This window comes from Bradyrhizobium nanningense (genome assembly GCF_004114535.1).
GTDB classification, from domain to species: Bacteria; Pseudomonadota; Alphaproteobacteria; order Rhizobiales; family Xanthobacteraceae; genus Bradyrhizobium; species Bradyrhizobium nanningense.
The window spans coordinates 116,680-128,981 of record NZ_LBJC01000030.1 but is presented as its reverse complement, the minus strand read 5'-3'; the positions used below and the strand labels follow the sequence as shown (position 1 = coordinate 128,981).

The 12,302-nt window shown below is 65.0% G+C and carries 8 protein-coding genes; 7 read left to right on the top strand and 1 reads right to left on the bottom strand.

Going from position 1 to position 12,302, the window contains the following annotated elements:
- The first annotated feature begins 165 nt into the window (after positions 1–165).
- The 6 genes from XH84_RS25500 to XH84_RS25475 all read left to right on the top strand — a co-directional run bounded on the left by XH84_RS25500 (position 166) and on the right by XH84_RS25475 (position 8,444).
- The gene (locus tag XH84_RS25500) at positions 166–255 is read left to right on the top strand and encodes a K(+)-transporting ATPase subunit F (protein ID WP_091879689.1); all 90 of its coding nucleotides are present in this window, start codon (positions 166–168) and stop codon (positions 253–255) included.
- 112 nt (positions 256–367) lie between these two features.
- The gene (kdpA, locus tag XH84_RS25495; RefSeq protein ID WP_128920159.1) at positions 368–2,071 is read left to right on the top strand and encodes a potassium-transporting ATPase subunit KdpA; all 1,704 of its coding nucleotides are present in this window, start codon (positions 368–370) and stop codon (positions 2,069–2,071) included.
- Positions 2,072–2,089: 18 nt separating this feature from the next.
- Positions 2,090–4,204, top strand: coding sequence for a potassium-transporting ATPase subunit KdpB (gene kdpB / locus XH84_RS25490; RefSeq protein ID WP_128920158.1), 2,115 nt, complete (start codon positions 2,090–2,092; stop codon positions 4,202–4,204).
- Between the two features lie 184 nt (positions 4,205–4,388).
- Positions 4,389–4,994: a K(+)-transporting ATPase subunit C gene (locus XH84_RS25485; protein WP_128920157.1), complete on the top strand. Its 606-nt coding sequence runs from the start codon at positions 4,389–4,391 to the stop codon at positions 4,992–4,994.
- A gap of 40 nt (positions 4,995–5,034) precedes the next feature.
- Positions 5,035–7,758, top strand: coding sequence for a sensor histidine kinase (locus tag XH84_RS25480; RefSeq protein ID WP_128920156.1), 2,724 nt, complete (start codon positions 5,035–5,037; stop codon positions 7,756–7,758).
- Complete coding sequence (locus tag XH84_RS25475) at positions 7,755–8,444, top strand: response regulator transcription factor (protein ID WP_128920155.1); 690 nt, start codon at positions 7,755–7,757, stop codon at positions 8,442–8,444. The genes XH84_RS25480 and XH84_RS25475 overlap by 4 nt, the downstream gene beginning before the upstream one ends.
- 98 nt (positions 8,445–8,542) lie before the next feature.
- Here the strand turns inward: XH84_RS25475 and ku are convergent, their stop codons facing one another.
- Positions 8,543–9,427, bottom strand: a complete 885-nt coding sequence (ku, locus tag XH84_RS25470; protein ID WP_128920154.1) for a non-homologous end joining protein Ku — start codon at positions 9,425–9,427, stop codon at positions 8,543–8,545.
- Between the two features lie 118 nt (positions 9,428–9,545).
- Here ku and ligD point away from each other — a divergent pair, with 118 nt between their 5' ends.
- Positions 9,546–12,227 (top strand): DNA ligase D, encoded by a 2,682-nt coding sequence (ligD, locus tag XH84_RS25465; RefSeq protein WP_128920153.1) that lies wholly within the window; start codon positions 9,546–9,548, stop codon positions 12,225–12,227.
- The last annotated feature ends 75 nt before the right edge of the window (positions 12,228–12,302 follow it).

The window sequence follows — 12,302 nt, the reverse complement described above, 5'->3', positions numbered from 1 at the left end:
CACTTCCTCACGGGCGGGTCATCGAGAGAAAGTTGCGTCGGACTTAAGGGACGCAACGAGGAGCTATCCCATGATGGACATTCTGATGCTGGCGCTGGGCTTCGGCTTCTTCGCGCTTGCGATCGGCTACACTTACGCCTGCGAACGGCTGTGACGGAGCGGACCATGATCTTCGATTATGCGCTCGCCGGTGCCGTCTCGTTCGGCCTGCTGATGTATCTCACCTACGCGCTGCTGCGGCCCGAGCGGTTCTGACCGGTGCTGCTGCTTGTCGAATTGCTGCTGGCCGACGCCGTGCTCGTCGCCTGCTTGCTGACGGTGCTTCTGCCGCTCTTGCGCCGGGCACCAAGCCTGAAGGGTTAATTCCATGACTATGATCGGTTGGTTCCAGATCATTCTGTTCTGCGTCGTCATCGTTGCGCTGACCAAGCCGCTCGGCTGGTACATGACGCGGGTGTTTGGCGGCGAACGGACCTTCCTGTCGCCGCTGCTGCGCCCCATCGAGGCCGGCATCTATCGGATCTCCGGCGTCGACGAGAGGCGCGAGCAGCACTGGCTGACCTACACAATCGCCGTGCTGCTGTTCCACGTCGGCGGCTTCCTCGTCATCTACGGCGTGATGCGGCTCCAGGCCGCGCTGCCGTTCAATCCGGTCGGGCAGGGCGCGGTTGCGGAAGATCTCTCCTTCAACACGGCAATGTCGTTCATCACCAACACCAATTGGCAGAACTACGGCGGCGAAAGCACGCTGTCCTATCTGACCCAGATGGTCGGCCTGACGCACCAGAACTTCCTGTCAGCCGCAACCGGCATCGCTCTGGCGATGGCACTGATCCGAGGTTTCTCGCGCGCCTCGGTGCGCACCGTCGGCAATTTCTGGGTCGACGTCACGCGCTGCACGCTCTACGTGCTGCTGCCGATTTGCGTCGTCTATACGCTGTTCCTGGTCTGGCAAGGCATGCCGCAGACGCTCGGGGACTATGTCGAGGCGACCACGCTCGAAGGCGCCAAGCAGACCATCGCGGTCGGCCCGGTCGCCTCCCAGGTCGCGATCAAGATGCTGGGCACCAATGGCGGCGGATTCTTCAACGCCAACGCCGCGCATCCCTTCGAAAATCCCACTGCGCTGTCGAATTTCGTGCAGATGCTGTCGATCTTCACGCTCGGCGCCGCGCTCACCAACGTGTTCGGCCGCATGGTCGGAAATCAGCGCCAGGGCTGGGCGATCCTGTCCGTGATGGGCGTGCTGTTTCTGGCCGGCGTCGCCGTCACCTATTGGGCGGAGGCGAACGGAACCTCGACGCTGCAGGCGCTGGGCCTGACCGGCGGCAACATGGAGGGCAAGGAGGTCCGCTTCGGCATCGTCGCGTCCTCGCTGTTCGCAGTGATCACCACCGCTGCCTCGTGCGGCGCCGTCAACGCCATGCATGACAGCTTCACCGCGCTCGGCGGCATGATCCCGCTGATCAACATCGAGCTCGGCGAGATCATCGTCGGCGGCGTCGGCGCCGGCATGTACGGCATGCTGCTGTTCGTCATCCTCGCGATCTTCGTCGCAGGCCTGATGGTCGGGCGCACCCCGGAATATGTCGGCAAGAAGATCGAGGCGCGCGAAGTCAAGATGGCGATGCTGGCCATCCTGGTTCTGCCGCTGATGATCCTCGGCTGGACCGCCGTCGCTGTGGTCTACCCGGCGGCGGTCGCCTCCATGGCCAATGCCGGACCGCACGGCTTCACCGAAGTGCTCTACGCCTACACTTCGGCGGCCGGCAACAACGGCTCCGCCTTCGCGGGCCTCACCGGCAACACCTTCTTCTACAACCTGACCCTCGCCAGCGCGATGTTCGTCGGCCGTTTCTTCATGATCGTCCCGGCCATGGCGATCGCGGGATCGCTCGCCGCCAAGAAGTCGATCCCGCCGTCCCTGGGTACGTTCCCGACCACCGGAGGCCTGTTCATCGGCCTAGTCGTCGGCGTCATCCTGATCATAGGCGGCCTGACCTTCTTCCCGGCACTCGCCCTCGGCCCGATCGTCGAGCATCTGGCGATGAACGCCGGCAACCTGTTCTGATTGTCTGGAGTGGCCTCCATGGATACGACCAAACTGCAAAAACGTGCTGCCGTCTCGGCAATGCTCGATCCCAAGATCGTGATGCCGGCGATCCGCGCTTCCTTCACCAAGCTCGATCCGCGGCTGATGATCAAGAACCCCGTGATGTTCGTGGTCGAGATCGTCGCTGCGCTGACCACCGTGATCTTCCTGCGCGACCTCGTCACCGGCGGCGCTGGCCTCGGTTTCACCTTCCAGATCATCGTCTGGCTCTGGTTCACGGTGCTGTTCGCCAATTTCGCCGAGGCGGTGGCCGAAGGCCGCGGCAAGGCGCAAGCCGAGACGCTGCGCAAGACCCGTACCGAGAGCCAGGCCAAGCTCCTGAGCGGCGCGGGCCGCGACTACAAGCTCGTGCCCGGCACGAGCCTGACGGTCGGCGATCTCGTGCTGGTCGAGGCAGGCGACACGATTCCCTCGGACGGTGAGGTGGTCGAGGGCGTCGCTTCGGTCAACGAGGCGGCCATCACCGGCGAGTCCGCCCCCGTCATCCGCGAGTCCGGCGGTGACCGTTCCGCGGTGACCGGAGGCACGCAGGTGCTGTCCGACTGGATTCGCGTCCGCATCACCGCGGCCCAGGGCTCGACCTTCATCGACCGCATGATCAAGCTGGTCGAGGGCGCCGAGCGGCAGAAGACGCCGAACGAGATCGCGCTCAACATCCTGCTCGCCGGCCTCACCATCATCTTTGTGTTCGCCACCGTCACCATCCCGAGCTACGCCGTCTATGCCGGCGGCTCGATCTCGGTGATTGTGCTGGTCGCGCTGTTCGTGACGCTGATCCCGACGACGATCGGCGCGCTGTTGTCCGCAATCGGCATCGCCGGCATGGACCGTCTGGTGCGTTTCAACGTGCTGGCGATGTCCGGCCGCGCCGTCGAGGCCGCCGGTGACGTCGACACTCTGCTGCTCGACAAGACCGGCACCATCACCCTCGGCAACCGGCAGGCCACCGCGTTCCGCCCGGTGCGCGGGGTGACCGAGCAGGAGCTCGCCGATGCCGCCCAGCTCGCCTCGCTCGCCGACGAGACGCCGGAAGGCCGCTCCATCGTCGTGCTGGCGAAGGAGAAACACGGCATCCGCGGCCGTGACATGGCCGAGCTCGGGGCGACCTTCATCCCATTCACGGCGCAGACCCGTATGAGCGGCGTCGATGCCGGCGGCTCGTCGGTGCGCAAAGGTGCGGTCGATGCCATGCTGAACTACATCGGCGGGGGCGCTCCGGCCGCTGTCGCTTCCGGCAACACCGCGCGGGCGATGCAGCCTGCCGCGCTTTCCGAGCTTGGCCGCGAGATCCAGGCCATTGCGGACGACGTGTCGAAGTCCGGCGGCACGCCGCTGGCTGTCGCCAGGGACGGCAAGCTGCTCGGGATCGTCCAGCTCAAGGACATCGTCAAGGGCGGCATTCGCGAGCGCTTCGCAGAGCTGCGCCGCATGGGCATCCGCACCATCATGATCACCGGCGACAACCCGATGACGGCGGCCGCGATCGCGGCGGAAGCCGGCGTCGACGATTTTCTGGCGCAGGCCACTCCCGAGGACAAGCTCAAGCTGATCCGCGACGAGCAGGCCAAGGGCAAGCTGGTGGCGATGTGCGGCGACGGCACCAACGACGCGCCTGCGCTGGCACAGGCCGACGTCGGTGTCGCCATGAACACCGGAACGCAAGCCGCCCGCGAGGCCGGCAATATGGTGGACCTCGACTCCAACCCGACCAAGCTGATCGAGGTCGTCGAGATCGGAAAACAGCTCTTGATGACGCGCGGTGCGCTGACGACCTTCTCGATCGCCAACGACGTCGCAAAATACTTTGCGATCATTCCCGCGATGTTTCTGGCGTTCTACCCCCAGCTCAACGTGCTCAACGTCATGAACCTGTCGAGCCCGCAAAGCGCCATCCTGTCGGCGATCATCTTCAACGCGCTTGTCATCATCGCTCTGATCCCGCTGGCGCTGAAGGGCGTCGCCTACCGCGCGGTCGGTGCCGGCGCACTGCTCCGGCGCAACCTCCTGATCTACGGGCTCGGCGGCATCGTCATTCCCTTCATCGGCATCAAGGCGATCGACCTCGTCGTTGTCGCCTTGCACCTGGCTTAACATGTCAACGCGAGCGACGAGGCGATCCTGCCAGACCCTCATCCTGAGGAGCGTGGAACGCGCGTCTCGAAGGATGAAGGCCCGGCTGGTGGCCTCGCCCTTCGAGACGCCGTGCAGGCGCGGCTCCTCAGGGTGATGGTCTGGCTTCCTCGCTCGCAATGACGGAAGACATAGGAGACCCAACATGTTCAGAGAAATTCGCCCCGCCATCGTCCTCCTGCTGGTGCTCACAGCCATCACCGGGCTCGCCTATCCGCTGGCGATGACGGCCATCGCCGAAGCGCTCTTTCCCGTGCAGGCGCAGGGCAGCCTGATCGGGAAGGACGGCAAGGTCGTCGGCTCCGCCCTGATCGGGCAGGAATTCAAGGATGACAAGTACTTCCACGGCCGCCCGTCGGCGACATCAGCGCCGGACCCGAGCGAGTCGACCAAGACGGTGCCGGCGCCCTACAACGCCGCCAATTCGGGCGGCTCCAATCTCGGCCCGACCAGCAAGGCTCTGGCCGACCGGCTGAAGGAGGACGTCGACAAGCTCAAGGCCGAAAACCCGAACGCCGACGTTCCGGTCGACCTCGTGACGACCTCGGCCAGCGGCCTCGATCCGAATATTTCGCCCGAAGCCGCGCAATTCCAGGTGCCGCGGGTGGCGAAGGCGCGGAATCTGCCGGAGGAAGCGGTCAAGCAGCTCGTTGCTGCGAACACCGAGGGTCGGCTGCTCGGCTTGCTCGGCGAACCCAGGGTTAACGTATTGGCACTGAATCTCGCGCTCGATCGGGCGGCGGCGAAGTAGCAGGCTAGGCCCGCAATGCACAGATGATTATATTGGGAGCATGGTCCGAGAGCGCCGCGATACCGAACAACGTCCGTCCCCGGAGGCGCTGCTGGAGGCAGCACGCCGGGAGGAGAGCGTCAGCGGCAAGCTGAAGATCTTCGTCGGCGCCGCGCCCGGCGTTGGCAAGACCTATGAGATGCTGCAAAGCGCCCACGCCAAGCGCAAGGCCGGTATCGATGTCGTGGTCGGCTTCGTCGAGACCCACGGCCGCGCCGAGACCGAGGCGCTGATGCGCGGGCTCGAAATGGTCCCGCGCAAGAGGCTCGATTACCGGGGCCAGATCGTCGAGGAGATGGATCTCGACGCCGTGATCGCGCGGCGGCCGCAAATCGCGCTGGTCGACGAGCTCGCTCACACCAACGCCGCCGGCAGCCGCCATCCCAAGCGTTATCTCGATGTCGAGGAACTGCTGTCCCACGGCATCGACGTCTACACCGCGGTCAACATCCAGCACATCGAGAGCCTGAACGACGTCGTCGCCCAGATCACCCATGTCCGGGTGCGCGAGACGGTGCCCGATTCCGTGTTCGATCGCGCCGATGCGATCGAGCTGATCGACCTCACGCCCGACGATCTGATTCAGCGCCTGAAGGAGGGCAAGGTCTATGTGCCGAGGCAGGCCGAGCGGGCGCTGGAGCACTATTTCTCACCGGGCAATCTCACCGCTTTGCGCGAGCTCGCCTTGCGGCGCACCGCCGAGCGGGTCGACGAGCAACTGCTCACCCACATGCAGGCGAATGCGATTCCCGGACCCTGGGCCGCGGGCGAGCGCATCCTGGTCTGCGTCAGCGAGGATCCGCGCGCGGCCGGCCTCGTGCGCTACACCAAGCGGCTGGCCGACCGGCTGCATGCGCCGTTCACCGCGCTCTCGATCGAGACGCGGCGCTCGCTCCAATTGACCGATGAGCAGCGCGATCGATTGGCCGATACGCTGCGGCTCGCGGAATCGCTCGGCGGCGAGGCGCTGACCATTCCCGCGGTCGGCCGTCGCATCGCCGACGACGTCGTCAATTTCGCCCAAGGCAACAACGTCACCCAGATCGTGATCGGCAAGTCGACCCGCTCGCGCTGGTTCGAATTGACGCGCGGCTCGGTCGTGCATGATCTGGTTCGCCGCGCGGGCAATATCAGCGTTCACGTCATCCCCGGCGACGAACCGCCGGCCGAGGATGCGGCCAAGACGGCGATACAGACCGCTGCGCGATCCGAGCCGTTCAATCCGCTGCCCTATGTCAAAACTCTCGGGATCGTGCTGATCGGGCTTGGTGCCGCCGAGTTGATCCGGCCCTATTTCGGCATCGAGAACGTCGATCTCGTGCTGCTGACCTCGGTCGTGGCAGTTGCGGTGCGCTATGGCCTGTGGCCATCGCTGCTGGCGACGGTCGCGGCGTCGCTCTGCTACAATTTCTTCTTCATCCCCCCGATCTACACTTTCACGATCACCGATCCGACCAACGTCGCCGCGTTCTTCTTGTTCATGGTGGTGGCCATGCTCGTCTCCAACGTCGCCGCGCGCGTGCGTATCCAGGCCGACGCCGCCATCGGCCGGATCAGGATGTCCGAGCAGCTCTACGCTTTCAGCCGCAAGCTCGCCGGCACCGCGACGCTCGACGACGTGCTGTGGGCGACGGCCTACCAGATCGCGTTGATGCTGAAGGTCCGCGTCGTGCTTCTGCTACCGGAAGAAGGCTTGCTCACGGTGAAATCCGGCTACCCGCCCGAAGACGATCTCGACCAGGCCGATCTCGCCGCGGCCAACTGGGCCTGGAGCAATGACCGCCCCGCCGGCCGTGGCTCGGATACGCTGCCGGGCGCAAAGCGGCTGTTCCTGCCGATGCGTACCGGCCGCGGCCCGATCGGGGTGATCGGCATCGACGATGATCGCACCGGGCCGCTGCTGACGCCGGACCAGCGCCGGCTGCTCGACGCGCTGGTCGACCAGGGCGCGCTGGCGATCGAGCGCGTGCTGCTGGTCGAGGACATGGACCGCGTCAAGCGCACCGTCGAATCCGAGCGGCTGCGTTCGGCGCTGCTGACCTCGATCTCGCACGATTTGAAGACGCCGCTCGCCTCGGTGCTGGGAGCAGCCTCGACCCTGCGCGATCTCGCCCCGGCCTTGGCCGACACGGAGAAGCGCGACCTGCTCGCCACCGTCATCGACGAATCCGAACGGCTCAACCGCTTCATCGCCAATCTGCTCGACATGACCAAGCTCGAATCCGGCGCCATCGTCCCCAACACGGCGCTGCACGATCTCGGCGAGATCGTGGGCAGCGCGCTGCGGCGCGCTAGCAAAATCCTTGGCGGCCACAGGGTCGAGCTGGTGCTGGCCGCCGATCTGCCGATGCTCCAGCTCGATGCCGTGTTGTTCGAGCAGGTGCTGTTCAACCTGCTCGACAACGCCGCCAAATATTCGCCGCCCGACACGACGGTCTCGATCCGCAGCCGGCGCGACGGCGATCATGTCCTGCTTGAGATCGTGGACGAGGGAGCCGGGATTCCGCCTGAGGAGCTCGAGAGCGTGTTCGACAAGTTCTACCGCGTGCAGAAGGGCGATCATGTCCGCCCCGGCACCGGGCTCGGCCTCGCCATCTCCCGCGGCTTCGTCGAGGCGATGCGCGGTACGATCTCGGCCGCCAACCGCAGCGACCGGCGCGGCGCTGTCCTCACCGTCCGTCTTCCCGTTCCGGCAGAGAGCCGCACATTGGATACCGCCGCATGAACGCTGCGCCGATCAAGGTCCTGGTCATCGACGACGAGCCGCCGATCCGCAAATTGCTGCGGATGGGGCTGACGACGCAAGGCTACGAAATCCTGGAAGCGTCGAACGGCAAGATCGCGCTGGAGAAGCTTGAGGAAGCGCCGGCGCTGATCATTCTCGATCTCGGCCTGCCCGACATTCAGGGGCACGAATTGCTGCGCACCATCCGCGCCCGCAACGAGGGGGTGCCGATCGTGGTGCTGTCGAGCCGCGGCGACGAAGCCGGCAAGGTGCAGGCGCTCGATCTCGGCGCCGACGATTATCTGACCAAGCCGTTCGGTATGGACGAGCTTTTGGCCCGCCTGCGCGCCGCGCTGCGCCACCAGCTCCAGGTCAAGGGCGAGCGTCCGGTGTTCCGCACCGGAGATCTCTCGGTCGATCTCGTGCGCCGCATCGTCAAGGTCGGCGAGCGCGAGGTGAAGCTGTCGCCAAAGGAATACGATCTTCTGCGCGTGCTGGTGCAGCACGCCGGCAAGGTGCTCACGCACCGGTTCCTGCTCAAGGAGCTCTGGGACGAATTGACCGACGCGCAATACTTACGCGTCTATGTCCGCCAGCTCCGCCAGAAAATCGAGGCCGATCCGGAGCGACCGCAATACGTGCTGACCGAGACGGGGATCGGGTACCGGTTGAAAGCGGGGGATTGATCCCCACTGTCATTCCGGGGCGATGCGAAGCATCGAACCCGGAACCTCGAGATTCCGGGGTTCGCCTCTTCGAGGCGCCCGGAATGACGGTGGGGTTGCTACCCCGCCTTCCTGTGCCGCGCCGTCGACCGGTGCGTTTTCCTCGCCACGCGCTGCCGCCCGGTCGCACGCCGCGCGTGCGACTTCGCTGCCGCCTTCTTCCCGCCACGCCCTTTCAGGCTCTGCTTCAACGCGTCCATCAGGCTGACGACATTGCTCGGCCGCTCCTCGGGCTCCGGCAGCTCGATTGTCTTGCCGCTGGCCTTGCGCTTCACCAGCGCCTTCAGCGCCGTTTCATAGTCGTCCTTGAACTTGCCGGGATCGAAATGCGCCGCCTTTGTCCGCAGGATGTGGCCGGCGAGCTCGACCATGTCCTTGGTGATCTTCGGGCTCTTGATGTCGTCGAAGAACTGGTCCTCCTCGCGCAGCTCGTAAGGAAAGCGTAGCGTGGTGCCGAGCAGGCCCTTGCCGAGCGGTTCGATCGCGATGATATGCTCGCGGTTGGTGAGCACGATCTTGGCGAGCGCGACGCGGTCCTGGTCCTTCATGGCGTCGCGGATCACCGCGAAGGCGTCGACCGCGGCCTTGCCGTCGGGCGCGATGTAATAGGGATGGTTGAGGTAGCGCTGGTCGATCTCCTCGCTCGGCACGAAGCTCTCGATGTCGATGGTGTGGTTGCTCTCGATCTGGACCGCCTCGAGCTCCTCCGGCTCGATCTCGACATATTTGCCCTTGCGTAGTTCGTAGCCGCGGCCCTTCTGGTCACTCTCGACGACGGCGCCGGTCTCGGAATCGATCATCTGCTGCTTGAGCCGGTTGCCGGTCTCGCGGTTGATCAGGTGAAACCGCGTCTTCTCGGCCGCCGTGGTCGCCGGATAAAGCACGACCGGGCAACTGACCAGCGACAGCTTCAACGTTCCCTTCCAATAGGCGCGCGGGGCCATTCCATTCTCCAGCGTTTTCAAGGTATTTTGGAACCCCAACCCTGCCACAGGGTTTTGGTTCCGGATGGGACTTTGGCCGTGTTAGGCTTGAATCCCCGAAAGAGAAGCGGGACCGGTCGTGCTGCAAAAACTCTCCACTTACCGACAGAAGCGTGACTTCGAGAAGACACCCGAGCCATCGGGCAAGACCGCGGTAGCGCCATCGAAGCAGCGGCGCTTCGTGATCCAGAAACACGATGCGTCACGGTTGCACTACGACCTCCGGCTGGAATTCGACGGCGTGTTCAAGTCCTGGGCCGTAACGAAGGGGCCCTCGCTCGATCCCCATGACAAGCGCCTGGCGGTCGAGGTGGAGGATCATCCGCTCGATTACGGCGATTTCGAAGGCACGATTCCGGAAGGACAGTATGGCGGCGGCACCGTGATGCTGTGGGACCGCGGCACCTGGGAATCGGACGATCCGGAAGCCGGCTTTAGGAAGGGCGATCTGAAGTTCACCCTGCACGGCGACAAGCTGCACGGCAGCTGGGTGCTGGTGCGGATGCGCAACCGCGGTGGCGAAAAGCGCACCAACTGGCTGCTGATCAAGCATCGCGACGAATATGTCCGCGAGGGCAAGGACAACGACATTCTCGACGAGGACAAGTCGGTCGCCTCCGGCCGTGCGATGGAGCAGATCGCCGAAGGCAAGGGCCGCGCGCCAAAGCCGTTCATGCTGGCGAAGGGCGCCAAGGCCAAAGCTGACGCCGTCTGGCAATCCAACCGTGCCGAGGAAGCGAAGGGTCGTACGGTCAAGCCGGCACCGCGCACGGCGTTGAAGGCCGACAAGATCCCCAAGACCAAGGCGGCGAAGAAGAAAGCCACGACAGCCACCAGCGCGAAGAAGGTCGCGGAGATGCCGGACTTCGTGGCGCCGCAACTCTGCACGCTGGTCGAGCGGCCGCCGGCTGGAGAGGGCTGGTGCCACGAGATCAAGTTCGATGGCTACCGCGTGCAGCTCCGGGTCGAGGACGGCGAGGTGGTGCTGAAGACGCGCAAGGGTCTCGACTGGACCGGCAAGTTCGGCGCCATCGCCAAGGAGGCGGCCGCGCTGCCGGACGTGATGATCGACGGCGAGATCGTTGCGCTCGACCACAATGGTGCACCGAATTTCTCCTCGCTTCAGGCTGCGCTATCCGATGGCAAGACCGAAGAGCTGATCTTCTTTGCCTTCGACCTGCTATTCGCGGAGGGCCGGGATTACCGGCGGCTGCCGCTCGGCGAGCGCAAGGCGCAGCTGAAGCAGCTGCTGGAAGCCCGCAAGCGGAAGTCGACCCAGATCCGCTATGTCGAGCATTTCGAGAGCGGCGGCGATGCCGTGCTGCAATCGGCCTGCAAGCTCGAGCTCGAAGGCGTCGTGTCGAAGAAGCTGGATGCGCCGTATCGTTCGGGGCGCACCGAGAGCTGGGTCAAGTCGAAATGTCGCGCCGGCCACGAAGTGGTGATCGGCGGCTACAAGACCACCAACGGCAAATTCCGCTCGCTGATGGCCGGCGTGCAGCGCGGCGATCATCTCGCCTTCGTCGGCATGGTCGGCACCGGCTTCGGCGCCGACAAGGTCAAGCGCATCATGCCGTCGTTGAAAGCGATGGCGGCCAAGGAAAGCCCCTTCGGCGGCAAGAATGCTCCGAAGAAGACGCGCGAGGTGCACTGGCTGAAGCCGGAGCTCGTCGCCGAGATCGAGTTCGCCGGGTTCACCGCCGACGGCAATATCCGCCAGGCCGCGTTCAAGGGGCTGCGGCAGGACAAGCCGGCCGAGGAGGTGGAGGCGGAGACGCCTGTCGATACCGAGCTTGCCAAACCTATAGCCGGGAAGCGAGCTGCCAAGACAGCCAAGCGGTCCAAGGACGCCGGCACCGCGGAGGTGATGGGTGTCGTCATCTCCAAGCCGGACAAGGAGCTATGGCCGGACGACGGCGATGGCGCTCCGGTCACCAAGCTCGATCTCGCGCGCTATCTCGAAGCCGTCGGCGAGTGGATGATCGTGCATCTCAAGGGGCGGCCATGCTCGCTGATCCGCGCTCCCGAGGGCATCAAGGGCGAATGCTTCTTCCAGCGTCATGCCATGCAGGGGACGTCGAACCTTCTGGAGCTGGCGCGGGTCTCCGGCGACCGCAAGCCGTATCTGCAGATCGATCGGATCGAAGGGCTCGCGGCCGTGGCGCAGATCGGCGGCGTCGAGCTGCATCCCTGGAATTGCGCGCCCTTTGCCTATGATACGCCGGGCCGGCTGGTGTTCGATCTCGACCCGGCGCCGGATGTCGCGTTTGCCGACGTGGTCGAGGCGGCCAAGGAGATGCGGCAGCGGCTGGCCGACATCGGCATGGAGAGCTTCTGCAAGACCACCGGCGGCAAGGGCCTGCATGTGGTGGTGCCGCTGCTTCACGGCGCGCGCGACAAGGTGAGCTGGAAGGAGGCCAAGGCCTTTGCGCAGGGCGTCTGCCAGTGGATGGCCGACGACGATCCCGAGCGCTATCTGCTCAACATGTCGAAGAAGCTGCGCGAGGGAAAGATCTTCCTCGACTATCTCCGCAACGACCGGATGTCGACGGCGGTGGCGCCGCTGTCGCCGCGGGCGCGCGCAGGTGCCACGGTCTCGATGCCGCTGACCTGGGCGCAGGTGAAGAGCGATCTCGACCCGAAGCGCTATACGCTGCGGACCGTGCCGGGCTTGCTCGCGAGATCGAAAGCGTGGGAGGGTTATGATGATGCCGCCGCGTCGATCAAGGCGGCGATGAAGAAACTGGCGGGGAAGAAGTAGAGTGGGTTAGCTCAGCGACGACGCGAAACGCCGTAGCTGAGCGTAACCCACCTCGTTCGCCTAAGTGGAGCAAAG

What these genes read in the sequence shown, in the direction of transcription:
- XH84_RS25500 (WP_091879689.1), top strand. Translation starts at nt 166, where the DNA reads ATGATCTTCGATTATGCGCTCGCCGGTGCCGTCTCGTTCGGCCTGCTG.
- kdpA (WP_128920159.1), top strand. Translation starts at nt 368, where the DNA reads ATGACTATGATCGGTTGGTTCCAGATCATTCTGTTCTGCGTCGTCATC.
- kdpB (WP_128920158.1), top strand. Translation starts at nt 2,090, where the DNA reads ATGGATACGACCAAACTGCAAAAACGTGCTGCCGTCTCGGCAATGCTC.
- XH84_RS25485 (WP_128920157.1), top strand. Translation starts at nt 4,389, where the DNA reads ATGTTCAGAGAAATTCGCCCCGCCATCGTCCTCCTGCTGGTGCTCACA.
- XH84_RS25480 (WP_128920156.1), top strand. Translation starts at nt 5,035, where the DNA reads ATGGTCCGAGAGCGCCGCGATACCGAACAACGTCCGTCCCCGGAGGCG.
- XH84_RS25475 (WP_128920155.1), top strand. Translation starts at nt 7,755, where the DNA reads ATGAACGCTGCGCCGATCAAGGTCCTGGTCATCGACGACGAGCCGCCG.
- ku (WP_128920154.1), bottom strand. Translation starts at nt 9,427, where the DNA reads ATGGCCCCGCGCGCCTATTGGAAGGGAACGTTGAAGCTGTCGCTGGTC.